Below are 26,322 nucleotides of genomic sequence, written 5' to 3'. Positions count from 1 at the left end.
TAAAATCCGAGGCTTTTGTTGTGCCGCGCCCGGTGTTGTGGCGATAGTTAGGCGTGGAAGATCCCCAAAACGGGACACACGGCGCGGCAAACGCGCGGGCGACGGGATGGCAGGCGGGCGCGACGGGCGCCGCCGCAGCAAACGGATCAGGCATGACGGGACCGTATGCATTTGCACGCAACGCGAGCCTTGCCGTCCTGGCGGGCGTTGCGGTGCTTGTCGCTTCGTCACCGGCGCAGGCGGCGAGCTGCAGCGCGCTTCGCGCCGAAATCTCCCGCATATCCGCCGACAGCGCGCAATCGCCCGAGTACCGGAAATGGTCGAAGGCCGCCAAGCAGCAAAAAGCCGCCCTCGGCCTTGCCGAACGCGATGCCCGCCATCTGGGATGCAATGGCGCCGCGGCGGCGGGCTCCTGCAAGGCGCTGACCGGCAAGATCAAGCGCATGCGCGCCAATCTCGCCAAGATCGAGCGCCAGCGCGATCGTCGGGCACGTCCCGACCAGACGCGGCGCAAGCGACAGCTTGAGCGCACGCTCGCCAGCCAGGGATGCGACCGGCCGCGCGAAGCCAACAGCGGCGGCGGCCTGCTCGCCCTCTTCGGCATCGGTCGCCGGGACGATCCGGGCAACAGCGTGACAAGCGCATCTTCGACGCCGGCCGCAACGCGTTCCACGGTGACGATCACCAGCGCGCAGCCGGATTTCACCACGAGCCGTCCCTCGGGCCCGACCTATCGCACCATGTGCGTGCGCACCTGCGACGGCTTCTATTTTCCTGTGAGTTTTTCAACCGGCAGCGAGGGATTCGGCCGCGACACAGCGATCTGCCGGTCGATGTGCCCGGGTGCCGAGGCGCAGCTCTTCGTGCATCGCAATCCGGGCGAGACCGTCGACAATCTGGTCAGCGTCGACGGCCAGCCTTACACAGACCTGCCAAACGCCTACCGCTTTCGCGAAACCTATGTGTCGGGCTGCGGCTGCCAGCCGAAACCGGGCGGGCGACAGAGCATGGCGAGCCTGATCCGCAGCGGTGATGCGGTCGCCGCGCAAAGCACGGGCGGTCTCGGCATCGATGCGCTGCGCGACACGCTGGCGACCCTGACGCCGAGCGCGTCCGTTCCAGACGGCGCCGATCCGGACACGCGGATGAATGTCGAGCTTGGCTTCGCCCCCCAGCCGGCGACCATGCGCCTGCCGGTCCTGGGCGGAACGCCCGCGCCGTCGGAGAGCCCGGTCGCGACGGAAAACGAGCAGGAGGTGCAAACCGCACCCGCCGCCGTTCAGCCCAGGGAAAACGTCAGGATAGTCGGGCCGCGCTATTTCGTCGCCCAATAAGCGGCAGCAACGCCTTCATGTCCGGACCATGCGCCTCGCCGGTCAGCGCCTTGCGCAGCGGCAGGAACAGCGCCTTGCCCTTGCGCCCGGTCTCCGCCTTGAGCGCCCCGGTCCACGTCCCCCAGGTGGTATCGTCCCACGGGTCCGGCGGAAGCAGTTCGGCGGCGCGCGCGAGATAGTCGGCATCTTCCGGCTCGACCGCCATCGGCTGGGGATCGCTGACGGCGCGCCACCAGCGCGCGGCATCGCCGACGGTTTCGCAGTTCTCCCGCACCGCCTCCCAGAACGCTGCCCCTCCGGCAACACCCAGCGCCTGAAGGCGATCCGCCACGGCGTCGAAGGGCAACCGGTGCACCAGCCGCGCGTTGAGCGGGCGCAGGTCGTCCGGATTGAACTTGGCGGCCGAACGCGAGACATCGGCGAGCGACACCATGTCGGCCAACGCGGCCATCGTCTCCGCCGGCTCGATTACGTGGCTGGTGCCGCTGAGCACCGCAAGCGAGGCGACCGCCATCGGCTCGAAGCCCGCCTCGCGCAGGGAGCGCAGCGACAGCGCGCCCTTGCGCTTCGATAGCCCCTCGCCCGAGACGGTGGTCAGCAGGTTGTGATGCGCAAAGACCGGCGGCGTCGCCTCCAGCGCCGTGAAGATTGCAAGCTGCACGGCCGTGTTGGCGACATGGTCCTCGCCCCGGATCACATGGGTGATGCCGGAGGCGATGTCGTCGACGATCGAGGGCAGCATGTAGAGATAGGTGCCATCGGCGCGGATCAGCACCGGATCGGAGAGCGAGGCAAGATCGATGGTCTGCTCGCCCCGGCACAGGTCCGACCAGCTACACTCGGTGCGGCGCGTGACGAAGGGATCGCCGTCGTGGTTGGGCAGCAGGAAGCGCCAATGCGGCTTGCGCCCCTCGGCTTCAAGGGCGGCGCGGTCCTCGTCGGAAAGTTTCAGAGCTGCGCGATCATAGACCGGAGGACGACCGAGCGCGCGTGCGCGCCCGCGCCGGCGCTCCAGTTCGTCGGCCGTCTCGTAGCAGGGGTAAAGGAGCCCTGCGGCGCGCAGCCGCTCCGCCGCCGCATCATACTGCGCGATCCGCTCAGACTGGCGGAAGCTCTCATGCGGGTGGATGCCGAGCCAGGCGAGATCCTCGCCGATCGCCTGCGCGAATTCGGCGGTCGAGCGTTCGCGGTCGGTGTCGTCGTAGCGCAGCACGAAGCGGCCGCCCTCGCGCAACGCGAAGAGCCAGTTCATCAGCGCCGGACGAGCGTTGCCAATATGGAGAAAGCCGGTGGGAGAGGGAGCAAATCGAACGGTTACGGTCATGCGCCTGTCTTAGCGGGAGGACGAACGCCCGGCAATGCCGGGGATCGCGGTGGACACAAAACGCCGGCGAACGCGACTGGAGACGATGGCCATCGCAATCGCCGTGACGAAGCAGTATCCGGCCATGGCCAGGATCTGCGTTTCATAGGCAACGCCGAGATCGATCAGACTGCCGGTAAGCCCGGGACCGATGGCGGAGGCCAGCACCATCATCGCCACCGTGACGGAGCGAACCGCCCCCAGATGGCGCGTGCCGTAGATTTCCGGCCAGAGCGACCCGAACAAAGTGGAACTGAAGCCGTAGCTGACCCCGAGAAGCGCCATAAAGCCGAAGGCGGCCCAGGGCGCCGTCACCGTGGCGAGCAGCACGCAGGCCGCGCCGAGCGGCAGCAGGAAGACGGGCAGAACGCGCACCGCCGTAAACCTGTCGATCAGCCAGCCGGCCAGCAGCGCACAGGTGATCGTCATGGACGACATGGCAACGAAGGCGGAGGCGAACAGTTCCATCGTCCAGCCACGCAGCTCGACCAGATAGACCTGGTTGAAGAAAATCGTGGTGCCGATGAAGGGCGGTGCAAGTGTGCCGGCAGAGATGATCCAGAACGCGGGATCGCGCAGAACCTCGCGGCGGGTCCAGTGCCGCAGGATCTCCGGCCCATCGTCAGGGGTGCTCTGTCCGCGCGGAATGCGCTCGACCCGCAAGAGCAACAAGAGCGCCGGCAGGGCAACAACGACAAGGGCGGCCGCGCCGAGCCACCAGGCCCCGCGCCAGCCGACAACCGCCGACACGGCGACGAAAGCGAGCGGAAGAGACGCCTCTCCGCACTGGATGCCAAGAGCAGCAATGGAGACCGCCCGCCCCCGCTGCGCCGCATACCAGCGCCCCATTGCGGTCATCGCCACATGGGTCATCATGCCCTGCCCGAAAAGCCGCAGGCCGTAGAGCACAACGAAAAGCATCGCGACCGAGGAAACGCTGGCCATGCCGACGGAAAACAGCGCGAGCCCGATGACGATCGCCGCCGAGACCAGCGCCAGCGGCTGCGTGTCGACGACCTTGCCGATGACCGTCAGGGAAGCGGCCGACAGCAGCGTCGCCGCCATATAGAGCCCGCCGAACGCCCCGTGCGACAAGCCGAACGCGCTGCGCAGGTCGCCGGCGACGAGCGAGATGAAGAACGTCTGGCCGAAGCTGGAGAAAAACGTCAGCAGCAGCCCGGCAAGGAGCCAGCGCAGGTTCTCCCGAACGAAGGCGAAATAGGACATTGCACCGTCTTTCCGCACGAAAATGCGCCGGGGCACCGCAGGACTTGCAGGACCTTCGGGTCCGCCTAACTGCGATCGCGGAACCGGTTGGTAATCGGATAGCGTCGGTCGCGGCCGAAATTCTTGCGGGTGATCTTCACGCCGGGCGCCGACTGACGCCGCTTGTATTCCGCAACATAAAGCAGGTGCTCGATCCGGTGGATGAGCGCGCGGTCGTGGCCGCGCGCCTCGATGTCGCCGACCGACATCTCTTTTTCCACCAGACATTCGAGAATGTCGTCGAGAATCTCATAGTCGGGAAGCGAATCCTGGTCGGTCTGGTTTTCCCGCAACTCGGCCGAGGGCACCTTGGTGAGAATGTTGGTCGGGATGACCTCGCCGTCCGGTCCGAGCAAGCCGTCAGGGCGGTTGGCATTGCGCCAGGCGGCAAGCTTGTAGACCCGCGTCTTGTAGAGATCCTTGATCGGATTGAAGCCGCCGTTCATGTCGCCATACAGCGTGGCATAACCGACCGACATCTCCGACTTGTTGCCGGTGGTGGCGACCATGTGGCCGAACTTGTTGGAAATCGCCATCAGGACGACGCCGCGGGCACGCGACTGGATGTTTTCCTCCGTCACCCCGCTTTCGGTGCCGGCAAAGAGGTCCGACAGGGCCGCCTGGAAGCCCTCGACGGCCGGGGCGATGCCCACCGTGTCGTAGCGCAGTTTCAGCGCATCGGCGCAGGCCTTGGCATCGACGAGGCTTTCCTGCGATGTGTAGCGATAAGGCAGCATCACGCAATGCACCCGCTCGGGTCCCAGCGCATCCACCGCCATGGCGGCAACGACCGCGCTGTCGATCCCGCCGGACAGCCCGAGAACGACACCGGGAAAGCCGTTTTTCTCGACGTAGTCGCGAAACCCCAGCACGCAGGCGTGCCAGAGCGCTGCATCCGCGTCAGGCAGCGCGTGAGCCGGCCCTCGAACACAGGCCCAGACCCCGTCGCCGTCCCGCTGCCAGTCGGTGACCTCCAGCGCCTCGGCGAACTCAGGCATCTGGAACGCCAGGCTGCGGTCGGCCTGCAGCGCGAAGGATGCGCCGTCGAACACCAGTTCGTCCTGACCGCCGACCTGGTTGCAATAGACCAGCGGCAGGCCGGTCTCGACAACGCGCGACACCATCACCTGCAGCCGCACCTCCGGCTTGCCGGCATGGAACGGCGACCCGTTGGGCACCAGCAGAAGCTCCGCGCCGGTCTCCGCAAGACACTCGCAGACCTCGTCCGACCAGGCGTCTTCGCACACGGGAAGACCGAGACGGATGCCGCGAAATCCGACCGGCCCGGGAAGCGGCCCGGACTGGAAGACGCGCTTTTCATCGAATTCGCCGTAATTGGGCAGATCGACCTTGAAGCGCACGCCCTCGATCCGCCCGCCGTCGACAAGGGCCACCGCATTGTGCAGCTTGTCGCCCTCGCGCCAGGGCAGACCGACGATCACCCCCGGCCCGCCGTCGGCGGTGTCGGCAACCAGCGCATCGAGCGCGGCGCGGCAGGCGGCAACGAAGGCCGGCTTGAGGACGAGATCTTCCGGCGGATAACCGGACAGGAACAGCTCGGACAACAACACGAGATCCGCATTCGCGGCGGCGGCCTGCGCCCGCGCCCGGCGCGCAAGCGCGAGGTTTCCGTCGATGTCGCCCACCGTCGGATTGAACTGTGCAATGGCGAGGCGGAGCCGGTCGGCGCGAGGCGGGATGGAAGCGTCTGTCATGGCTTCGGTTTAGCCCGCTCTTGCACCACGGTCCAGTGCCCTGAACGGTTGATGCAAGGGTCGCGCGGTCCGCGCGGGACCGGGCGCAGACATCCTTCGTGATGCCACCCCTAAAGGAACACCATGTCCTGCTGCGCCGGACCCGACGGCGCTGCAGCGGCGGGCGGCGGCATGCTGCTGCGCGGCACCGGGCCGAAATAGCTGCCCTTGCGCACGAACGGCCGATGCTCGGTCAACACCCGGTAGAGACGTTGATACAGCATCGCGGGCGAAACGGGCTTGGCGAGAAACTCGTGGATGCCCAATTCGAGCGCGCGCAGGATCACCGGCTTGCGGGCGTCGGCGCTGACCATGATCACCGGCGTGGTGGCGACGAATTCGTCTGAATCCCCGCGCAGAATGGACAGGAATTCGCCTCCCGACAGCGGCGCCATCACCCAGTCGCAGATCACCACGTCGGGCTTGCGGTCGACGACAACGGCCAGGCCATCTGATCCGTCGCCGGCCTCGAAAATCTTGCGCGCGCCGAAACCGTTCAAGATCGCACGGAACAAAGAGCGCATATGGGAATTGTCGTCGATCACGAGAATCGACACGTCCGAAAGGTCAATATGCATGCCGTCTCGGTCCCCTCCCGATTGGCGTTGGAAAAGTCTAGACGAAAGAGCTTCAATATTTCCTTTAAAAATAGAGGCTTTGCCGCCGGATAAACTGCAGCTCACACAGATGTGACCGGCAGCCGGCGAAACTGCGGACCGACCAACGTCCGATGAGCGAACGGCCGGCAATGCCGACCGTTCAACAGATGCCGTGCGATGCGTGCCCGCAGGGACGTATCAGCTCGCGGCGGCCTGGCGCTCCGCGGACCGGGCGTCGCGCTCCTTGCGCACGTTCTCGGCAACCAGGAACGCAAGCTCGATCGCCTGTTCGGCATTGAGGCGCGGGTCGCAATAGGTGTGATAGCGATCGGCCAGATCGTCGGCGGTCAGGGCGCGCGCCCCGCCGGTGCACTCGGTGACGTTCTTGCCGGTCATCTCGACATGGATCCCGCCCGCATAGGTGCCTTCGGCGCGATGCACCGCGAAGAAAGCCTCGACCTCGCGCAGGATCCGGTCGAACGGACGCGTCTTGTAGCCGTTGGCGGTGATGGTATTGCCATGCATCGGATCGCACGACCAAACCACCTTGCGGCCTTCGCGTTCCACGGCCCGCACCAGAGCCGGCAGATGCTCGAACACCTTGTCCGCGCCGAAACGGCAGATCAGCGTCAGACGACCGGCCTGGTTGTCCGGGTTGAGCGTATCCATCAGCTCCAGCAGACCGTCCGGCGTCAGGCTCGGTCCGCACTTGAGCCCGATCGGGTTCTTGATGCCGCGGAAGAACTCGACATGCGCATGGTCGGGCTGGCGGGTGCGGTCGCCGATCCACAGCATGTGGCCGGAGGTCGCGTACCAGTCGCCGGAGGTGCTGTCGACACGCGTCAGCGCTTCTTCGTAGCCAAGCAGGAGCGCCTCGTGGCTGGTGAAGAAATCGGTCGAGCGCAACTGCGGCGCCGTGTCTGGATCGATGCCGCAGGCCCGCATGAAGTCGAGGCTTTCCGAAATGCGGTCGGCAAGCGCCTGATAGCGGTGGCTCTGCGGGCTGTCCTTGACGAAGGACAGCATCCAGCGATGCACATGGTCGAGATTGGCGAACCCGCCCTGGGCGAAGGCGCGAAGCAGGTTCAGCGTCGCCGCGGACTGGCGATAGGCCATGATCTGTCGCTGCGGGTCCGGCTCGCGCGTTTCCGGCGTGAACTCGATGTCATTGACGATATCGCCGCGGTAGCTGGGAAGCTCCACGTCGCCCTTCTTCTCCATCGGAGACGAGCGCGGCTTGGCGAACTGGCCGGCGATGCGCCCGACCTTCACCACCGGCTGCGACGAGGCATAGGTCAAAACAACCGCCATCTGCAGGAACACGCGGAAGAAATCGCGAATGTGATCGGCATGGTGTTCGGCGAAGCTCTCGGCGCAATCGCCGCCCTGCAGAAGGAACCCGCGCCCTTCACCGACTTCGGCGAGCTGACGGGTCAGCTTTCGCGCCTCACCTGCAAAAACCAGCGGCGGAAAGTCGGACAGGCGGCTTTCGACCGTCGCAAGCGCCTCGGCGTCGCGATAGTCGGGAACCTGCACGACCGGTTTCGACCGCCAGCTGTCAGGTGACCAATTCTGCGCCATAGTTCCAACTCCCGCACAATTCCGGCACCGGCGTGACGATGGCGCGCCGCTGCCCTGTTCAAAAATCCGCGTTGCGGTTCACCCGTCGACCGCACTGACCGGCGTGACGCAACCGCCCGCGCCAGACCGGCTGGGGTTATACACGCGACCACGCGGCGAGGCCATACCTAATGCCCATGCCATGACGTAAGGGAAGATTGCAACCCTTGCGCGAATTGCGTCGATCGTTTCAACGGTATTCGAAGATTTTCCGGAAGATCCCCGGCGCCATCGCCGAGGCCGGGTTCACCGTCAGCACCGGATCGGCAATCGGCCCGGTGAGCTTGAAGGTCACGCCGATCAGACCCTCATCCGTCCCCCCGCCCAGCGCGAAACCGAGGATCGGGATTTTCGCGAAGAGGTTGTTGAGCGCAAAAACGGGAACGAAGGTGCCGGTCAGGTCGAGCAGACGCCTCTCGAGATTGACCTGGCCGCTCACGGTGCCGCCAATGGTCGCGCCCGTGAGCGTGCCGTCGGTGATCGTGAGCATGTCACCCTGACGCTGGAACACCAGATCGAGCGCATTGAAGGACGCCTCGCCGCGCTGTGCCGAGCCCGTCAGCCCCGCCCGGCGCCGCCGGTCAGGATCGGACATGTCGGGCGCGCGCGCAAGCGCGCGGATCGCCGGATCCTCGGTGATCGACAGACGCTTGACCTTGAAGCGACCGTTCCAGGCTCCGTTCGACGGCATCGCTACCGACAGGACACCCGCGCCGCCGCGCATGCGCTCGTAGAGGTTGGCGAAGCGCAGCAGCGCCCCGGTGTCCTGCATCGACCCGGACAGGACCCGGTCGGCGTCTTTGCCGGACATTGTGAAATTGAACGCCGCCCTGCCGCCGGTCTGCCCGCTCAGCGACAAGGCCCGCATCTCTCCGCCGATGCTGGACAGGTTGAGCGACACATTGGTGACGTTGACGCCGTTGAACCCGGTCATCTGGTCGACCGTTGCCTGAACCCGGAGCGCGCCCCCCTCCCCGCCGCGCCTGGAGGCGTCACCATTGGCGAGACTGGAAAGCAGGCCGCGACCATCGAAACGCCGCGCGCGCAGGTCGGCAACCACCTGGTTGCCGCGCTTCGACACCCGCAAGGTGGCGTCATCGCTCGGCCGCAGGGAAAAACGCGAAAACTGGGCGCTGGTGAAGCCCCCCTTCGCGTCGAGTGCAATGGTGCCGGCAATGTCGACGCCCTCCGACGTCAACTGGAAGCCGCGCACCTCGCGACCGCCATCGACCTCGGCCAACGTGAAATTCGCCTTGGCGGCAACGCCCGGGCTCTTGCTCCAGCCGACCTGGGGCAGGCTGATCTTCGCCCGCGACAGGTCGATCTCGTATGTCTGCCCGCTGGCGGTCTCGTCGGAGGACAGCCGCATCTGGCCGGAGACGAAATCGCGCAGATCGATGCCGCGACTGGCAAGCTGCGCCGCGGTCGCGTCGATAACGACCCCCTGACGGGCGGCAACGGAGGATTCCTCCCCGTCGCCAAGCGGGACCACAAGGTCGATGTTGGCGGGCAGGCCGTCGAGCTCTCCGCGCCCGGTCAGTGCGATCCGGCCCGGATCGACCTCAAACGACAGGTCCGCGCGCCGCATCTTGTGGCCGCGGATCGCAACGGCATTGGAAAACCCCTTGAGTTCGCCTTTCAGCGTCCAGTCGACCTCTTCGAGGGGAACGTCCTTTTCGAGCGCAAAGCGGGCGGTCAGCGAGAGCGAGCCGCCTCCGCCGAGATCGTCTGGCGTGACGTCGTTCTTGGACAGGACCTCGAAGGGCTTGCTGTCGAGAACACCGCCGAGCGACGCGGCCGGTCCGGCAAGCGTCAACGCGAGATCGCCGGTCTTGACCCCGCTTTTACGCAGGTCCGGAATGGCGAAATCGATCTTCTCGATGCTAAGCTGCTCGTCAGGGCGCACCACCATCACGCCCTGGTCGGAGGTGACCGTGAGAATTTCGTTCGCCACCTCGAGTCGCCCTGCAAGGCCCTGCGCGACGGGCACCGTACCCACGGTCTTGAGGCTGAGATCGTCGAAGGCGATCTCGATCTGCATGTCGTCGCCCGACCAGCCCGGATCGGGATCGAGATGATCGAAGGCCGGCGGCTGCAACGCCACCGTCGCGCTGCCGCCAAGCACCCGCCCGTCGATCATGTGCTCGATCACCCAGGCGCGCGCAGGAGGCGCGACGGTGATCGGCCAGATCCGCTTCAAGGTGGCAAGCGGCATCGGTCCGCTTTCCATGGCCAGCGCGAGATAGGGCCCGTCCGCCGCGATCTTCAGTGATCCGGCGCCGTCGAGCTGCGCTGTGCCCGAGCGCAGGGCGATATTGTCGAAATGCAGCTCGCGCTGCATCAGGTCCGCACGCCCCTCGACCGCAAGCGCATTCATCGCAAACGGCGGCCCCGGCACATCGCTCGGGCCGATCCGCCCGTTGCGCGACACAAGCTGGAACGACCATAGCTCCTGCCAGGCGCGCGGCGGTTCGACCATCCCCTCAAAGGGGACGACGGTGTTTCCCCGCGCATAGACCGATGGCGCCACCCGGAAGCCGGGGCGCCCCGCCTCCCAGACCAGTTGGAGGTCGAAACGGTCGAAGCTGACGACGGTCCGGCCGGTGTTGATCCACCCCGGCGACACGGACAGGCCTGCGCGGCTTGAAATGAACCCGCCGTCCTTGTCGAGGCTGGTGTCCAGACGGATGCGCACGGGAATCCCGAGCCCCCGGCCGGCGCGCATTTGCGTTTCCAGCGGCATGAACTCGCCAAGGGTCACATCCTTGATGTCGAGACCGAGCAGCCGCTCGCCGGAGCCGGGGTCGACGCTCCGGCGCAGGTTCGCGCGCCACCGCCCCATGCGGCCGGCCACTTCCGTCTCCATCTGCAGCGTGTCCTGCCCCTCGCGGCGCAGGACCGCGTCGATCCCGCTGGTGCGATAGGTCTGCCCCGCATAGGCGACCACCTCCGCCGACACGATCTCGATCCGCTGGATGCCGCGTGCCGACAGTTGCGCAAGCGCCAGACGGGCGAGCCTGTCGGCTGCCTCTGCAAGGGCCGACATGTCGGGCACCTCGCCCGGCGTCGTGCCGGTCGGCTGGATCTGCAGCTTCGGCTGTTCAAGCACCACCTCTTCGAGAACGACCTCGCCGCGCATGGCGTCCGACAGGTCGAGCGGGGCCGAAATGCGCGGCAGGATCAGCGTGACGGGACTGGGGCCCGGCATCTCGATCGCGGCGTTCTCAAGCTCGATTCGCACCGGCAGTCCGCGCGACACATCCACCGTGGCGACGCCGATCGTCAGCTGCGCCTCGTCGGTGGACACACGTTCCTCGATCGCCCGCGCAAGCTGTGGAACCGACACCGGTCCCTGGGCGAGATAGAACGCTCCGCCTGCGAGCGAGACAGCGAGAAAGGCGAGCAGGATGATCGACGGCACAACCCATCTGGCGCGGCGCCGGCGCAGCGTCGCGCGCAAGGGTTTATCGCGGCGGATCAACCTTCTATACAGGGGTCTGGTCCTTGTTCGAGGCAGCCGTCAATGGCTCGAATCGCGCAGCAGCATACTACCTATTGGGGTCTGTCGAACGCGCTTTGCTCCGGTCGGCATCCGCTTTCGTGACGACCGCGTAACACGTTGACTGTTGTTCCCCCAACTCGTGACGAAAGGAAGGCAAATGAGCGAAATTGCAGTCGGAAGCCCGGCACCGGACTTCGATCTGGAAACCGACGGCGGCGGACATGTCAGCCTATCCGGCCTGAAGGGCGGCAAGGTGGTGCTCTACTTCTATCCCAAGGACGACACGCCGGGATGCACCAAGGAGGCCATCGCCTTCACAGGACTTGGCGCGGACTTCAAGGCCGCCGGCGCGACGGTCATCGGCGTCTCGCCCGACACGGCCACCAAACACGACAAGTTCAAGGCCAAGCATGACCTCGGCGTGATCCTGGCCGCCGATACCGAGACCGAGGTCGCGACCGCCTATGGCGTTTGGGTCGAAAAGAACATGTACGGCAAGAAGTACATGGGCGTGGAACGCTCCACATTCCTGATCGACGGCGATGGCAAGATCGCAAACGTCTGGCGCAAGGTGAAGGTGCCCGGCCACGCCGAAGCCGTGCTCGACGCGGTCAAGGCGCTCGGCTGAAGCCCCGTCGCGACTGACACCGTGTCGCGGATGCGCCATTCGGCGCGTCCGCCCTCCTCGTCCGCCCCGGACCCAGCCTCTTTCGGAGCCCGCTTGCCTATCTCACCGACACGTCAGACGTCGCTTGATGCTGCCCCCGCCTCGCTTGCCGAGGGCGCGCGTCGCATCGTGGCCACCCGCAATCTCGACGAAAAGATCCGCCTCTCACACGCTACGGCGCGAAGCTGGTTCGCGCGCGGGATGTCGCTGCGCGGGAGAACCGGCGGCGCAGCCATGCCCGACCAGCCCGGCCGGCCGGAGGAGCCGCGCCTGCTGCCGCCGCGCGACATGCCGAAACGCGCCGTTGGCGGCCAGTCCGGCCGCATCGCGCTGTTGCATTCGCTCGCCCATATCGAACTGAATGCCGTCGACCTCACTTGGGACCTGGTCGGACGCTTCGCCGGTCATTCCGTTCCCCGTTCCTTCTACGACGACTGGGTGCGCGTCGGGCTGGAAGAGGCGAAGCATTTCTCGCTGCTGCGCAAGCGTCTTGCCGACCTTGGGTCGTTCTACGGTGCGCTTCCCGCCCATCATGGCCTGTGGGAGGCAGCCGAAAGCACCGGGAACGACCTGACCGCGCGGCTGGCGGTGATTCCCCTGGTGCTGGAGGCGCGCGGCCTCGACATCTCGCCCAACATGATCGTCAAGGCCCGCAAGACGGGGGACGCGGAGACCGCCGATATTCTGGAAATCATCTACCGCGACGAAAAGCGTCACGTCGCATTCGGCGCAAAATGGTTCCGCTTCCTGTGCGACCGCGAGCGCAGCGATCCGGAAGTCCGGTTTCAGGACCTTGTGCGCCGGCACTTCAAGGGCGGGCTGAAGCCGCCGTTCAACGACCGGGCCCGCGCGGAGGCCGGATTGACGCCGGGATTCTATCGCCCGCTGGTCCGCTTGACCGGGTGAAATCCGTCACGCCGGCGCCAAAAACACCGCCCGAACGCCTAACCCTTAGCATTTGTTAACCTTAATCATCTCTAATCCATTCCAAGGATGTCCGGCCGAGTGTGTGGTCGGAGACGGCAGGAATGGGTCCGGAGAGTAATGACAGGACACGCAGCAAACGGCCAGAAGGTGTTTGGAAAGCGCAAGGAACCCCATCGGGTCATCATCGCCAGGGGCGATCATGTGCGCAGTTTCACAATATCGCCCTGGATCGCCGGTGCGGCGACCGCCGTCGGGGTTCTGCTTGCTGTCGGCTACGTCGGTGCAACCGCCTATCTCGTCCTGCGCGACGACATCATCCAGTCCTCTTCGGAACGCCAGGCCCAGATGCAGCTCTCCTACGAGGACCGCATCACCTCGCTGCGCGCCCGCATCGATCAACTGACAAGCCGCAGCGTGCTGGAGCGCCAGAGCCTGGAAGCGCAGCTGGAAGGCGTGGTCGCCCGCCAGCAGGACCTGGATACGCGCCAGTCCCGCGTCGCAGCCCTGCTTCAAAAGGCCGCCGAAAGCGGGATCCGCGTGGCGGTCGGCGGTCCGGTGCCGCAGACCAAACCCGATATTGCCGACCCGCTACTGGCGCTGGACGCGGACCTGACCGGAACCGGTATCGGCGGCACGCCCGAGCCGATCGACATTTCGCCGACCCTCAACCTGCGCGGATCGCAGAGCGACCCCCTGCCCGCCGCAACGGACCAGGCGCCCGCCGCGCCGGCCAATCAGGCCGCGCTCGAGGAGCAGGAAAACCTGATCGAAAGCGTGAACGGCAGCCTGCAGCGCATGGACCGGGAGGCGCATTTCGCCCTCGACGTGATCGCCGTGACCGCCGAGCGCGACGCACAGCGAATTGCCGAGACCGCGGACAAGCTGGGCCTGCAACTGGCAACCGCTCTCCCCAAGTCCGCGACCGATGCGAGCGGCGGGCCGTTCATTCCGCTTGACGCCACCGACTTCGAGACCCGCCTGGAGCGCGCGGAACGTGCACTTGCCGTGCTCGGAACCCTGAAGACCGCCGCCCGCGGCATTCCGCTCGACCGCCCGGTTGCCGGCGCGCCGATTTCCTCCTCCTTCGGCCCCCGCCTCGACCCGTTCCTCGGGCGCATGGCGATGCACACCGGCACCGACTTCAAGGCCCCGCGCGGCGCCAGCATTCGCGCTCCCGGACCGGGCACGGTGGTGTTCGCCGGTCGCAATGGCGGCTACGGCAAATCCGTTGAGATCGAACACCCGAGCGGCGTGGTGACACGCTTTGCGCATATGAGCCGGATCCTGGTTAAGAAGGGGCAGAAGGTCGCCGCGCGCGAACCGATCGGCCGGGTCGGCTCGACGGGGCGCTCGACGGGTCCGCATCTCCACTATGAGGTGCGCATGGACGACCGCCCGCTGAACCCGACGCGCTTCATGGAAGCCGGAGAGCAGATCAAGCCGTTGCTCGACAACTGAGCCATCCTGCGACTGTGCATCACAGCGGCGCCCGGCGGGCGCCGTTTTCGTTTGCGTCCGGGCAGGCGTCGGCGCTCCGAAGCGGTTTATTGAAACACCGCAAGGCTTGCGTCAGAACAGAAGAACCGTCCCACGTTTGTCCTCCTGCCAACGCGGTTCCATGCAACGCCCCTCCCGCTTCCTCGACAAGCTTCACGAGTTCCTGCTCGACGTGACGCCGAAAACGCGGTTCTTCGACAAGCAGCTCTCGACCCTTCAGTTCCTGAACGCACACGGGCGTCTGCCCGGAAACCGCGCATCGCTCAACGACGCGCTCTACCGCCTCAAGACGAGCGACGAGATCCTGCGCCCCGAGCGGGTGCTCACCTCCGACAAGGAACTGGTGAAGGGCTTTATCCGGCAGCGGATTGGGGAGACGCACGTCGTTCCCACACTGGCAGTGCTGCGTAGCAAGCAGAAGATCCGCGACTTCGTCTTTCCGAACCGCTGCGTCATCAAGCCGACCCACACCAGCGGCGATATCATCCTTCGGCGCAACGGCGAACCGGTCGACATGACGACGGTCCTGGGCTGGATGGACAAGAACTATTACCGCGACCTGCGCGAGGCGAATAATCGGGACCTTGCCCCGAAGATCATCGTCGAGCCCTTCGTGTTTGATGCCGACGCCGTCGATGACATGAAAGTCTTTTGCTACCGCGGCAAGGCGCGGATCATCCAATGGGACTTCGACCGTCACAGCGGGCTGACCCGTGCGCTCTACACCTGCGACTTGGAGCCGCTCGAGGCGTCCCTGCTCTATCCACGCGCCACGAAACGCAAGGAGCGCCCCCGCAACCTTGACGCCATGCTCGAGGCGGCAGAGCGCCTCGCATCGGCCTTCGATCTCGTGCGAATCGACATGTATACGAACGACCGCGACTTTCTGGTCGGAGAGATCACCCATATCGCCGGCAACGCGACCAACCCGTTCATCCCCGCAGACGCCGAAGAGCGGGTGTCGGCACTGCTCTTCGCCGGGGACCCTGCGGCGCAGACGCCCTGAAAGGCATGGACGGCCGCGCAGGTCGCTTGCGATCACAAAGGGTCGGACAAGAGCCGCACAAGCCTGCCCCCCCTTATTGGCTCTTGCGTTTGGCGCCGATTTCTCACCATAGACAGGGGCGGATTTCTCCCGCCCGCGCCGTTGGCGCGCACGCCCCTCCCCCTGTCAGAAAGACCGAACGAATTTCATGCTTGCGAAGTCGTTGATCGATGTCCTGATCCGCATCACGCCGGAAACGCGGTTTTTCGACAGGCTCCTGTCGCACGCGCATTTTCTTGCAAGCCATGGACGGCTGGCGCTGCGGAAGAATTCTCTCAACGACGCCATTTTCGCCGTCAAGGCATCGGACGAGGCGCTCGATCCGCTGCGGGTCATGACCACGGACAAGGAACTCGCCAAGAGCTTCCTGCGCACGCGGGTCGACGCGGGCCGGATCCTGCCGACCCTTGCCGTCCTGAAAACGGCGGAAGATGTCCGCAGCTTCGTCTTTCCCGAACGCTGCGTGATCAAGCCGACCCATATGAGCGGGCAGGTCATCCGGAGGCACAACGGCGAACCGTTGGATCTCGACCGGATCTCGCAATGGCTGAAGATGAATTACTACCGCGTCTGGCGGGAAGCGAACTACCGTGACCTGGAACCGAAGATCATCGTCGAGCCTTTTGCCTTCGATCAAAGCGAACCTCAGGAAGCGAAGTTTTTCTGCTACAAGGGCAAGGTCAAGATCATAAAATGGACGCATGACTGGCATTCGGATCCGCACAGAATGCTTTACGACCGCCAATGGACCGCCTTGAATGCGTCGATGAACTGTCGCCTGACAACCATCAAGACGGAACGGCCCGCAAATCTTTTCGCGATCCTCGAGGCGGTCGAACGCGTCGCCGAGCCCTTCGGCCTCGTGCGCGTCGACATCTACACGAACGGCACGGATTTCTACATCGGCGAGATCAGCCACACGTCGAACAATGCTGCGTTGAGGTTCATTCCGCCGGAGGCCGAGCAGCGGATTTCGGCGATCATCTTCGACGAACACGGCCAGAGTTGAACATGACCGCCAATGCCACTCCAGAACCCGAGGACAGGCGCATTCTGCCGAAGACGACGGGTCCGCTGTGGGCGATCCATCACTGGCTGAACGGGATCACGCCCAAGACGCGGCGGTTCGACAAGCTCATCTCCTGTCTGCAGTTCCGCCTTTCGCACGGCCGCTGGCCGGGACGCCGGCAAACCCTGCAGGATGCGCTGCTCGCCCTCAAGGTCGGTGACGAGATCCTCTCTCCCGACCGGGTGCGCACCACGGACAAGGAGCTCGCCAAGGGCTTCATCGAGGAGCACACGGGTCCGGGACTTGCCGTGCCGACCATCGCCGTGCTTCGCAGCAAGCAGGAGGCAAGCGCCTGTGCCTTTCCGCGACGCTGCGTGATCAAGCCGACCCATTCGAGCGGGTCGGTCATCATCCGGCGCGACGGCGAGCCGGTGAACATTGACCAGATCACGGGCTGGTTCGACCACAATTATTACCGGGTCTGGCGCGAAGCCAACTACCGCGACCTCGCGCCCAAGGTGATCGTCGAACCGGTGGTGTTCGATGCCGATCCGAACACCGAACTCAAGGTGTTCTGCCATCAAGGCCGGGTCAAAGCCATCAAATGCTACCTCGGCGCCCCCGACAACACGACGTCTATGCTCTACACGGCCGCGTGGCAGCCGCTGCATGCAACGCTCGGAACGCCCGTCTCGCCGAAGATTCGCGCCCGCCCTGAAATCCTGGAGAGGATCGTCGGGATCGCGGAGAAGCTCGCCGCCCCCTTCGGCCTGGTCCGCGTCGATTTCTACTGGAGGGGCAAGGAGCTGTTCGTCGGGGAACTGACCCACGTCGATCACAACGCCACCGGACAGATCTTTCCGCCCGAGGCAACGGACCGCGTGTCCCGCCTCATTCTCGATCCCGTGTGACCACGCAAAAACGGCGCCCGTCAAGGCGCCGCTTCTGTCAGTCGCGATCTGAAGCGAGGCGGTTGCCTACTCCACGTCGGCGATCTCTTCCGCCTGGCCGCCGAAGGCACGCTGCGCCAGCGTTGCCTCCATGAAGCCGTCGAGGTCACCGTTCAGCACATCCTGCGGGCTGGTGCTTTCCACGCCCGTGCGCAGGTCCTTCACCAACTGATACGGCTGCAGCACGTAGGAACGGATCTGGTGGCCCCAGCCGATTGACGTCTTCGACGACGCTTCGGCATTGGCCTTTTCCTCGCGCTTCTGCAGTTCCAGCTCGTAGAGACGCGCCTTCAGCATCGCCCAGGCGCTGGCCCGGTTCTTGTGCTGCGAGCGCTCGCTCTGGCATTGCACCACGATCCCGGTCGGCTGGTGGGTGATGCGCACGGCCGAGTCCGTCGTGTTCACATGCTGTCCGCCCGCGCCGGACGCGCGGTAGGTATCGATGCGGCAGTCGCTTTCGTTGATGTCCACCTCGATGGAATCATCGATCACGGGATAGACCCAGGCCGAGGCAAAGCTCGTGTGACGGCGCGCCTGGCTGTCATAGGGCGAAATCCGCACGAGCCGGTGGACGCCGGATTCGGTCTTGAGCCAGCCGTAGGCGTTCTCGCCCTTGATCTTGAGCGTCGCGGACTTGATGCCGGCCTCTTCGCCGTCGTGGATCTCGAGAACCTCGACCTTGTGTCCGTGCTGCTCGGCCCAGCGGGTGTACATGCGAAACAGCATGTTCGCCCAGTCCTGGCTTTCCGTGCCGCCGGCGCCGGCGTTGATCTCCAGATAGGCGTCATTGCCGTCGGCCTCGCCGGACAGCAGAGACGCGATCTGGCGGCGCTGGACATCGGTGCGCAGAGCCTTGAGCGCGGCCTCCGCCTCGGAGACCACGTCGGCATCGCCTTCCGCATCGCCAAGCTCGATCAGTTCGAGATTGTCGTTGAGGTCTGCCTCGAGCTGACGCACCCCGTTGATGCTGTCATCGAGATGCTGACGCTCGCGCATCAGCTTCTGGGCCTGCGTCGGGTCGTCCCAAAGGGTCGGATCCTCGGAGGCAGCGTTCAGTTCGTCGAGTCTGACAATCGCCTGATCCCAGTCAAAGATGCCTCCTCAGCAGGCTTATGGCCTGCTTGATTTCATCGACCACGGCCTCTGTTTCGGCGCGCATCGCAAGTCCTCGCGTTGGTGTTGAATCTGTCGCCATCCGGTTGGATGGAAAGAGCTATCCGGCGATCGCAGCCCGTGCGAACGCCGGAAGTGGGCGCGACCATAGTTGATCCGAAAGTGACGTGCAAACCATCCGGGGACGGATGGTTTGCACCTGTGGTGAAGGATCAGTAGAGCCCGCCGGTTCCCGTCATGACCGCTTGGCCGGCTTCCGGCGAAACCGTGCGCGGAATGCCGATATCGTCCTGGAACCCGATGATCGAATATTCGTCCGGCGGTGCCGTTCCCGGCTTGAAGGCTTCCAGGATGGTGCCCGGCGTTCCGGCGGCGGCGCGCAGGCCCGTGCGACGGTTGATCGGGATGAGCTGCAGCCCCTTGGGAACGCGGAACTCCACCGGCGGCTGGTCGGCCAGCGCATTCTTGACGAACTCGGTGAAGATCGGCGCCGCCACCTGGCCGCCCGTCGCGCCACGGCCCATCGGCTTGGGATTGTCGTAGCCGACGAAGACGCCGACGGTCAGGTCGGGCGTGAAGCCGACGAACCAGGCGTCCTTCTCGTCGTTGGTCGTACCGGTCTTGCCGGCGACCGGACGGTTGACGGCCTGCACCTTGGTCGCCGTGCCCCGCAGGACCACGCCTTCCATCATCGAGGTGATCTGATAGGCCGTCATCGGGTCGAGCACCTGCTCGCGGTTGTCGATCAGCTCCGGCTCGGCCTGGCCTTCCCAGTGATCGGTCGCGCAGGTTTCGCAAATGCGCTCCTCGTGGCGGAAGACGGTCTTGCCGTAGCGGTCCTGAATGCGGTCGATCAGCGTCGGCGTCACCTTGCGCCCGCCGTTGGCGATCATCGCATAGGCGGTCACCATGCGCATGACGGTGGTCTCGCCCGCGCCGAGCGACATCGACAGCACCGGCATCATGTCGTCGTAAATGCCGAAGCGCTTGGAATATTCCGCCACCAGCGGCATCCCCATGTCCTGCGCGAGACGCACGGTCATGACGTTTCGCGACAGCTCGATGCCGAGACGAAGCGTCGACGGTCCATAGAACTTGCCGCCGTAGTTCTGCGGCCGCCACACGGGCAGGCCCGGCCCCTGGGCGATCTCGACGGGCGCGTCCAGCACAACGCTCGAGGGCGTATAGCCATTGTCGAGCGCGGCCGCATAGATGAAGGGCTTGAAGGCCGATCCCGGCTGGCGATACGCCTGCGTCGCGCGGTTGAACTCGCTCTGCGCGAAGGAGAAGCCGCCGACCATCGCGAGCACGCGACCGGTAAAGGGGTCCATTGCGACCAGCGCGCCCGACACCTTCGGGAACTGGCGCAGCTCGTAGACCGGCCCGGCCGGACCATCGATGGCCTCCACGAAGATCACGTCGCCGGGGTTGAGCACATCGTTTGCGCTCTGCGGCGCCCGGCCGTTGACGCGGGCCCATTTCATGCCGGAAAACGGCAGGGTCACGCGCTTGCGCTCGGTCGACAATTCGCCGCTGACCAGCGTTTCCGGCTTCAGGCCGATCTCGGCCGCCTCGCCGGACACGGACAGAACGACGGCGGTCCGCCACTCGGGCACGTCGGAATAGTCGGGGATCTCGGCAAGGGCCGCGCCCCAGTCGCCGGCGCCGAGCTCGATGGTCTTTTCCGCACCGCGCCAGCCGCCGCGGCGGCGGTCGAACTCGATGAGCCCGTCCATCAGCGCCTTGCGCGCCTTGACCTGCAACTCCGGATCAAGCGTGGAGCGTACCGACAGCCCGCCCTCGTAGAGACGGCCCTCGCCATACATCTCGAGAATCCGGCGACGCACCTCCTCGGCGAAATACTCCGAGGCGAAGAGCTGCGACCCGCGGGTGCGCGGCGTCACATTGAGCGGCTTGGCCTTGGCTTCTTCGCCGGCCATGCTGTCGACAAAGCCGTTCTGCACCATCCGGTCGATCACCCAGTTGCGGCGTTCGATCGCGCGCTCGGTCTCGCGAAACGGATGGTAGTTGCTCGGGCCCTTGGGCAGGGCCGCGAGATAGGCGGCTTCCTCGAGCGTCAGCTCATGCACGGACTTGTCGAAATAGAGCAGCGACGCGGCCGCGACGCCATAGGCGCCGAGCCCCAGATAGATCTCGTTCAGATAGAGCTCGAGGATCTCGTCCTTGGTGTAGGCCTGCTCGATCCTGAGCGCCAGGATCGCTTCCTTCACCTTGCGCTCGATCGACACCTCGTTGGTCAGCAGGAAGTTCTTCGCAACCTGCTGCGTGATCGTCGAGGCGCCCTGGGGGCGGCGGCCGGTGCCGTAATTCTTGAGGTAGGCGAACGCCGCACGGGCGATGCCCTCGGGGTCGACGCCGAGATGGCTGTAGAAATTCTTGTCCTCGGCGGAGAGATACGCCTGCTTGAGCAATTCCGGCACGGCCTGGATCGGCAGGAACAGACGGCGTTCCTTGGCATATTCGGCCATCAGCTGGCCGTCGGCCGCGTGAACGCGGGTCATCACCGGCGGCTCGTAGTTCTTCAAGGTCGTGTAGTCCGGCAGGTCATCGGTCATTTCCTGCAGGTAGATCCACACGCCTCCCGCCACCAGAAACGCGAAGACGGCGCCGATGCCGAAGAGATAGCCGAACAGCTTGATCAGGACTTTCATGTAACCGGCTCGTTTGCCCCAATTAGAATTCCAAGGCACGAAGGGACGCATTTCCCGCGTGCAAAACGGCGCCAGGACGCGGGCGATGCGGCGGCATACAGGATTCGCCCCCTGCTCCGCCAGCCTCTTGCAGTCCCGTTCTTGCGGCACAGCCCGCCTGCGCCGGCCGCGCGGCCGTCACGACACGGACAGCCTAACGTTCAGCGCCCTCTGTCGGCGAGCAATATGGCGATGCTGAGGCGTCGCGGCATCATTGCTGCACCGCCGCGCCGGTGACGTCGCTCTCGGCGGCCTCGGCCGTCTGCGACAACGTCACATGCGCTGCCCCGAAGCGGCGGGCGAAATACCGGTCGATCGCCACGACAATGGCCTCCGCCATGCGATTGCGCCAGGCATCGGTCGCCATCAGTTTCTCGTCAAGTTTATGGGAGAGATACCCGAGCTCGACCAGCGCGGATGGCACGTCATGGGCGGTCAGCACCCGAAATCCGGCAGAACGGTGCGGGTTTTTCACCAGTTCGGCCGACCCGCGCAACTCGTCCACCAGCGTGCGCGCGAAGAAATAGGAGAATTTCTTCGTCTCCATGCGCGCAAGATCGATCAGGATGTCGGTGACGTCATCCGGCTCGTCGGCGAGGTCGATGCCGGCAATGACGTCCGAGCGGTTTTCCCGCTCCGCCAGCGCGGCGGCGATTTCGTCGCTGGCCGTTTCCGACAGCGTGTAGACGCCCGCGCCGCGCACCTGGCTGCGCCCGATGCGCACCGAATCGGCATGCACCGAAACCAGCAGATCGGCCTGATGCCCGCGCGCGATCTTCACCCGCTCGCGCAACGGGATGAACACATCCGTGTCGCGCGTCATGCGCACGTCATAACGTCCGGTTTCCGCAAGCTTGTCGCGAAGCAGCAGGGAAAAGTCGAGAACCACCGCCTTTTCGAGCGTGCCACCGGCACCGGTCGCGCCGGTGTCGAGCCCCCCGTGTCCGGGGTCGAGCACGATCAGCGGACGGGTCTCGTCGTCCTGCGGCTTCAGGCGGTCGCCCTTGCGCGCCACGGCCGCGCGTTCCGCGCGCGCCTGCTCGGCCGTTTCCGCCGCCTCGCTCAGGAAGGCCTCTCGCGTGGTCTTGACCAGATCGATCACGAACCGGGCCGGCTGGTCGGACACCGGAGGCAGCACAAACACCTTGTCGACCGAAACGGGCGCGGTGGCATCGAGAACGATGCGCGACTTGCCGGCCGCGAACAGGCCGAAGCGCCAGTCGGAAACCAGCCCCCGCCCCTCGCGCCCGGCGACCGGATCGAGATCGAACGAGACCTGCGGCAAATCGATGACCACCCGATAGGGATCGGACAGGGTGGAAACCGCAAAGTCCACCGGCTTCGACAGATCCATGACGAAGCGCGTGCGAAGCTCGTCGCCGGCGAGCCGCGCATCGCGCGCCGTCGCCGGCGCCGTGTCCTCAGCGTAGGAGGAGACGCCCGCCGTGCCGAGCCACGCGACGATCGCGGCAGCGACAAACCTGCAAGCCATGCGCGGAACCATTGCCATTCGTGTCCGTTTCCAAGAGCGTTTTTCGAAGCGCCACCCCACAACACCGCCCATCCAAGACTTACTCATAGGCAAGTTAACCTTTCATTGACAATAGACGGCTCGCCGCGATGTCGCCAAACGCGAAAGGTCGACGTGCGAGCATACTTGCCATCGCCGGCGCGCGCCCGTAAAAGGAAGTGAACGGGTCCCGGTCTCGGAATTGATTCCGGCCGGGATGTCTTGGTCCCCTTGAGCGGCGTCCCGTAAAGCCAACTGTCCTTGCGTCACCCGCGAAAGATCGATTGGCTGCGGAACCCGATCGGGTGAACGACCCGCGTGTCTGCATGCTGCAACCGCTCCCGACGCCGCAAGGATATCGCGGCGGCTGGACAGAGCGGCGAGGCGGTCACACGGGGCGGTGGATCGGGAGACAACCGTTCGCGTCTGCCAGTCGCAGACGCCCGTCAGCAGACGCAAAACGTCTGCCCTTTTCAATACCGGCCGGTCGTTTAGGCGGGCACGCGATACATATGGTCAGATAGGCGCTGCAATGAACCTTTGCGCGAAGACGATCCGCAACGGACAAGGACCTGCCCTCTCCGGCACGGGATCCTCCGTTCTGATCGCCGCGCGGCGCGCCATACCGTCAACATTCACAATGAAGAACAGAACGGCCGGTGTTTCGCACATCCGGGCGCGCACTCAGCGCCGCCCCGACGCGACGGTCGTGGAGATCCCCATCTATGGCAAACAAAATGCTGATCGACGCCGCGCACCCGGAGGAGACCCGGGTTGTCGTCGTGCGTGGCAACAGGGTCGAAGAATTTGATTTCGAGGCCGCCAATCGCAAACAGCTGCGCGGCAATATCTATCTGGCGAAGGTAACCCGGGTCGAGCCGTCGCTTCAGGCGGCGTTCGTGGATTACGGCGGAAACCGCCACGGCTTCCTCGCCTTCGGCGAAATCCATCCCGACTATTATCAGATCCCGGTCGCGGACCGTCAGGCGCTTCTGGAAGAAGAAGAGGCCGACGCCCGCCGCAACGACGCGGACGAGGCCCCCGAAAAGCCGGCAAAGCCGTCCCGCCGTCGCGGCAAGGCCGCCAAGGCCAAGTCCGAGGATGCAACCGTCTCCGGCGACGAGGCTCCGTCGGACGATGACGCGCCTGCCGACGAGGAGACCGTCTCCGACGCCGACAATGGCGCCGAGAGCGAAACCGACGTGGAATCGGTCGGTGCAGAAGACGCGATGGAGGAAGTGCCCCAGCGCGCGCGCCGCCACCGCAAGCAGTACAAGATCCAGGAAGTGATCAAGCGCCGGCAGGTTCTGCTGGTGCAGGTCGTCAAGGAAGAGCGCGGCAACAAGGGCGCGGCGCTGACGACCTATCTGTCGCTGGCCGGTCGCTATTCGGTGCTGATGCCGAACACCGCGCGCGGCGGCGGGATTTCCCGCAAGATCACCAATCCGACCGACCGCAAGCGGCTGAAGAAGATCGCCTCGGAACTGGAAGTGCCGCAGGGCATGGGCGTGATCCTGCGCACCGCCGGCGCAAGCCGCACCAAGGCCGAGATCAAGCGCGATTTCGAGTATCTGATGCGGCTGTGGGAGAATGTGCGCGACCTGACACTGCAATCCTCCGCCCCCTATCTCGTCTACGAGGAGGGATCGCTGATCAAGCGCTCGATCCGCGATCTCTACAACAAGGATATCGACCAGGTCCTTGTGGCCGGCGACGAGGGCTACCGCGAGGCGAAGGACTTCATGCGCATGCTCATGCCGAGCCATGCCAAGAACGTCCAGCCCTACAAGGACGCGACGCCGGTCTTCTCGCGCTTCATGGTCGAGTCCCAGCTGGACGCGATGTTCTCGCCGCAGGTCACCCTGAAATCCGGCGGCTACATCGTCATCAACCAGACGGAAGCGCTGGTGGCCATCGATGTGAACTCGGGCAAGTCGACGCGCGAGCACAACATCGAGGACACCGCCGTCCAGACCAATCTGGAGGCGGCCGAGGAAGTCGCTCGCCAGTTGCGCCTGCGCGATCTTGCCGGTCTCATCGTGATCGATTTCATCGACATGGAAGAGAACAAGAACAATCGCGCCGTCGAACGGAAGATGAAGGACTGCCTGAAGAACGACCGGGCGCGCATCCAGGTCGGGCGGATCTCGCACTTCGGCCTTCTGGAAATGTCGCGCCAGCGCATCCGCACGGGCGTGCTGGAAAGCTCCATGACCCCCTGCCCGCATTGCCACGGCACGGGCATGATCCGGTCGGTGGAATCGGTGGCGCTGCATGTGCTGCGCTCGCTTGAGGACCAGCTGCTGAAAGGCGCGACGCACAATCTCATCGTCCGCACGACGACGGAAGCCGCGCTCTACATCCTCAACCAGAAGCGCTCGCATCTGTCGGACCTCGAGGCCCGCTTCGGCCTGGAGATCGATGTCCAGGCCGGCGCCATGGACAACGGCCAGCATTACGCCCTGGAGCGTGGCGAGCTGATCGAAGCGCGTCCCGACGATACCCCGCCGATGGTCCAGCCCTCGAGCATCGAGCCGATCGTGATCGAGCACGAAGACGAGGACGAGGATCAGGAGGAAGCTCCGCGCGAGCGCTCCGCGCGCGAGGACACGCAGGACGAGGACGGCAACAACCGCAAGCGCCGCCGCCGGCGCCGGCGTCGCAAGCCTTCGGGCGATGAGGCGCAGCCGGGCGATGCCGATGCCGATGCCGATGCAAATGGCGACGACGACCAGTCGAACGGCGATTCCGGTCCTGCCTCCGAAGCCGCGGGCGAGGACGAAAGCGACGAGGATCGTGCACGCCGCAAGCGTCGCCGCGGCCGTCGCGGCGGACGTCGCAGCCGGCGCGACGGAGACGGCAACGAGACGTCCGCCGATGCGGAAGCCTCGGACGCCTCCGACAACGACAACGCCTCCAACGACGCAAAAGACACCGCGACAGCGGCAAGTGACGAGTCACCGGCTGCCGACGCGCAGGACGCATCGCAGGATGCGGCGGCCGAGGCGGCTTCCGCCGGCACTGCAGAAACGCCCGAAGCGGCATCTGCGGAGCCTGTAGCGGCGGAAGAGCCGGCGGCGACCGAAGTCGCGGCAGCGGCGGAAGACCCCGAAGCGGTGGCTGCCGACGAAGCGGCCGCGGAGCCTGAAGAGCTGGCAGCGCCTGCGGAGACGGACAAGGAAGACGCCGCCGTCGCCGAAAGCGCGCCCGCGGAACCGGCACGGCCGGTGGCACCGGCGGAGCCGGTCGTCGTTCGCGAGACCATCGCCGGTGACGGATCCACGGAAAAGGACGAAGACCCGGAGCCCAAGCGCTCGGGCTGGTGGCAGCGCCGCAGCTTCTTCTGAAAGGGCATCCGGCGTCTCTTCAAGAGCCGCGGGTAAAAACAGCCGACAGTGACAGCAAAAGGGGCGGATCGAGATCGATCCGCCCCTTTTCAGTCCAGCGCGAGGACT

The 26,322-nt window shown here is 65.4% G+C and carries 17 protein-coding genes; 8 read left to right on the top strand and 9 right to left on the bottom strand.

What is annotated here, in order from left to right; translation table 11 throughout:
• Positions 1-152 precede the first annotated feature (152 nt).
• Positions 153-1,334, top strand: coding sequence for a DUF2865 domain-containing protein (locus LC092_RS04050; protein ID WP_224805156.1), 1,182 nt, complete (start codon positions 153-155; stop codon positions 1,332-1,334).
• Here the strand turns inward: LC092_RS04050 and LC092_RS04045 are convergent.
• The 6 genes from LC092_RS04045 to LC092_RS04020 all read right to left on the bottom strand — a co-directional run bounded on the left by LC092_RS04045 (position 1,297) and on the right by LC092_RS04020 (position 11,396).
• Positions 1,297-2,658 carry a glutamate--tRNA ligase gene (locus LC092_RS04045; RefSeq protein ID WP_224805155.1) on the bottom strand — a complete coding sequence of 454 codons (1,362 nt, stop codon included), beginning with the start codon at positions 2,656-2,658 and terminating at the stop codon, positions 1,297-1,299. The two genes, LC092_RS04050 and LC092_RS04045, sit on opposite strands and share 38 nt — an antisense overlap.
• A 9-nt stretch (positions 2,659-2,667) precedes the next feature.
• Positions 2,668-3,924, bottom strand: a complete 1,257-nt coding sequence (locus LC092_RS04040) for an MFS transporter (protein WP_224805154.1) — start codon at positions 3,922-3,924, stop codon at positions 2,668-2,670.
• A 65-nt stretch (positions 3,925-3,989) separates the two neighbouring features.
• Complete coding sequence (locus LC092_RS04035; protein WP_224805153.1) at positions 3,990-5,678, bottom strand: NAD+ synthase; 1,689 nt, start codon at positions 5,676-5,678, stop codon at positions 3,990-3,992.
• A 110-nt stretch (positions 5,679-5,788) separates the two neighbouring features.
• Positions 5,789-6,295 carry a response regulator gene (locus LC092_RS04030; protein WP_224805152.1) on the bottom strand — a complete coding sequence of 169 codons (507 nt, stop codon included), beginning with the start codon at positions 6,293-6,295 and terminating at the stop codon, positions 5,789-5,791.
• A gap of 219 nt (positions 6,296-6,514) precedes the next feature.
• On the bottom strand, positions 6,515-7,897 hold the full coding sequence (locus LC092_RS04025) for a class II 3-deoxy-7-phosphoheptulonate synthase (protein WP_224805151.1): 1,383 nt from the start codon (positions 7,895-7,897) through the stop codon (positions 6,515-6,517).
• Positions 7,898-8,126: 229 nt separating this feature from the next.
• Positions 8,127-11,396: an AsmA-like C-terminal domain-containing protein gene (locus tag LC092_RS04020; protein ID WP_224805150.1), complete on the bottom strand. Its 3,270-nt coding sequence runs from the start codon at positions 11,394-11,396 to the stop codon at positions 8,127-8,129.
• Positions 11,397-11,595: 199 nt separating this feature from the next.
• Between LC092_RS04020 and LC092_RS04015 the strand changes: the two genes are divergently transcribed.
• The 6 genes from LC092_RS04015 (at position 11,596) to LC092_RS03990 (ending at position 17,494) form a co-directional block, all read left to right on the top strand.
• Positions 11,596-12,066 (top strand): peroxiredoxin, encoded by a 471-nt coding sequence (locus LC092_RS04015; protein WP_224805149.1) that lies wholly within the window; start codon positions 11,596-11,598, stop codon positions 12,064-12,066.
• Positions 12,067-12,159: 93 nt separating this feature from the next.
• Complete coding sequence (locus LC092_RS04010; RefSeq protein WP_263626993.1) at positions 12,160-13,011, top strand: ferritin-like domain-containing protein; 852 nt, start codon at positions 12,160-12,162, stop codon at positions 13,009-13,011.
• Positions 13,012-13,149: 138 nt separating this feature from the next.
• A complete protein-coding gene (locus LC092_RS21250) occupies positions 13,150-14,490 on the top strand; it encodes a peptidoglycan DD-metalloendopeptidase family protein (protein WP_318245900.1) in 1,341 nt (446 codons plus the stop codon).
• Between the two features lie 160 nt (positions 14,491-14,650).
• Positions 14,651-15,535 carry an ATP-grasp fold amidoligase family protein gene (locus LC092_RS04000; protein ID WP_224805148.1) on the top strand — a complete coding sequence of 295 codons (885 nt, stop codon included), beginning with the start codon at positions 14,651-14,653 and terminating at the stop codon, positions 15,533-15,535.
• Between the two features lie 187 nt (positions 15,536-15,722).
• Positions 15,723-16,583, top strand: coding sequence for an ATP-grasp fold amidoligase family protein (locus LC092_RS03995; protein ID WP_224805147.1), 861 nt, complete (start codon positions 15,723-15,725; stop codon positions 16,581-16,583).
• Between the two features lie 2 nt (positions 16,584-16,585).
• Positions 16,586-17,494 carry an ATP-grasp fold amidoligase family protein gene (locus LC092_RS03990; RefSeq protein WP_224805146.1) on the top strand — a complete coding sequence of 303 codons (909 nt, stop codon included), beginning with the start codon at positions 16,586-16,588 and terminating at the stop codon, positions 17,492-17,494.
• Positions 17,495-17,560: 66 nt separating this feature from the next.
• On the opposite strand, the gene prfB is transcribed toward LC092_RS03990, so the two are convergent.
• The 3 genes from prfB to LC092_RS03975 form a co-directional block, all read right to left on the bottom strand.
• Positions 17,561-18,692 (bottom strand): peptide chain release factor 2 gene (gene prfB / locus LC092_RS03985; RefSeq protein ID WP_224805145.1). Its coding sequence is split into 2 segments (ribosomal slippage): positions 17,561-18,622 and positions 18,624-18,692, totalling 1,131 coding nucleotides; the frame shifts between segments, so codons are not numbered across the junction.
• A gap of 166 nt (positions 18,693-18,858) precedes the next feature.
• Positions 18,859-21,309 (bottom strand): penicillin-binding protein 1A, encoded by a 2,451-nt coding sequence (locus LC092_RS03980; protein WP_224805284.1) that lies wholly within the window; start codon positions 21,307-21,309, stop codon positions 18,859-18,861.
• Positions 21,310-21,568: 259 nt separating this feature from the next.
• A complete protein-coding gene (locus LC092_RS03975; RefSeq protein WP_224805144.1) occupies positions 21,569-22,867 on the bottom strand; it encodes an N-acetylmuramoyl-L-alanine amidase in 1,299 nt (432 codons plus the stop codon).
• A gap of 725 nt (positions 22,868-23,592) precedes the next feature.
• On the opposite strand from LC092_RS03975, the gene LC092_RS03970 reads away from it, so the two are divergent.
• Positions 23,593-26,214, top strand: coding sequence for an Rne/Rng family ribonuclease (locus LC092_RS03970; protein WP_224805143.1), 2,622 nt, complete (start codon positions 23,593-23,595; stop codon positions 26,212-26,214).
• The last annotated feature ends 108 nt before the right edge of the window (positions 26,215-26,322 follow it).

It is taken from the genome of Stappia stellulata (genome assembly GCF_020176715.1).
Classification (GTDB): Bacteria; Pseudomonadota; Alphaproteobacteria; order Rhizobiales; family Stappiaceae; genus Stappia.
Note: the sequence above shows the minus strand (reverse complement) of the source record. Positions and strands in the feature narration are given on the sequence as shown.

Coding starts and splice junctions, on each gene's coding strand:
- LC092_RS04035 (WP_224805153.1), bottom strand. CDS start 5,678: ATGACAGACGCTTCCATCCCGCCTCGCGCCGACCGGCTCCGCCTCGCC.
- LC092_RS04050 (WP_224805156.1), top strand. CDS start 153: ATGACGGGACCGTATGCATTTGCACGCAACGCGAGCCTTGCCGTCCTG.
- LC092_RS03975 (WP_224805144.1), bottom strand. CDS start 22,867: ATGGCAATGGTTCCGCGCATGGCTTGCAGGTTTGTCGCTGCCGCGATC.
- LC092_RS04030 (WP_224805152.1), bottom strand. CDS start 6,295: ATGCATATTGACCTTTCGGACGTGTCGATTCTCGTGATCGACGACAAT.
- LC092_RS03995 (WP_224805147.1), top strand. CDS start 15,723: ATGCTTGCGAAGTCGTTGATCGATGTCCTGATCCGCATCACGCCGGAA.
- LC092_RS03970 (WP_224805143.1), top strand. CDS start 23,593: ATGGCAAACAAAATGCTGATCGACGCCGCGCACCCGGAGGAGACCCGG.
- LC092_RS21250 (WP_318245900.1), top strand. CDS start 13,150: ATGACAGGACACGCAGCAAACGGCCAGAAGGTGTTTGGAAAGCGCAAG.
- LC092_RS04000 (WP_224805148.1), top strand. CDS start 14,651: ATGCAACGCCCCTCCCGCTTCCTCGACAAGCTTCACGAGTTCCTGCTC.
- LC092_RS04025 (WP_224805151.1), bottom strand. CDS start 7,897: ATGGCGCAGAATTGGTCACCTGACAGCTGGCGGTCGAAACCGGTCGTG.
- LC092_RS03990 (WP_224805146.1), top strand. CDS start 16,586: ATGACCGCCAATGCCACTCCAGAACCCGAGGACAGGCGCATTCTGCCG.
- LC092_RS04015 (WP_224805149.1), top strand. CDS start 11,596: ATGAGCGAAATTGCAGTCGGAAGCCCGGCACCGGACTTCGATCTGGAA.
- LC092_RS04040 (WP_224805154.1), bottom strand. CDS start 3,924: ATGTCCTATTTCGCCTTCGTTCGGGAGAACCTGCGCTGGCTCCTTGCC.
- LC092_RS04045 (WP_224805155.1), bottom strand. CDS start 2,658: ATGACCGTAACCGTTCGATTTGCTCCCTCTCCCACCGGCTTTCTCCAT.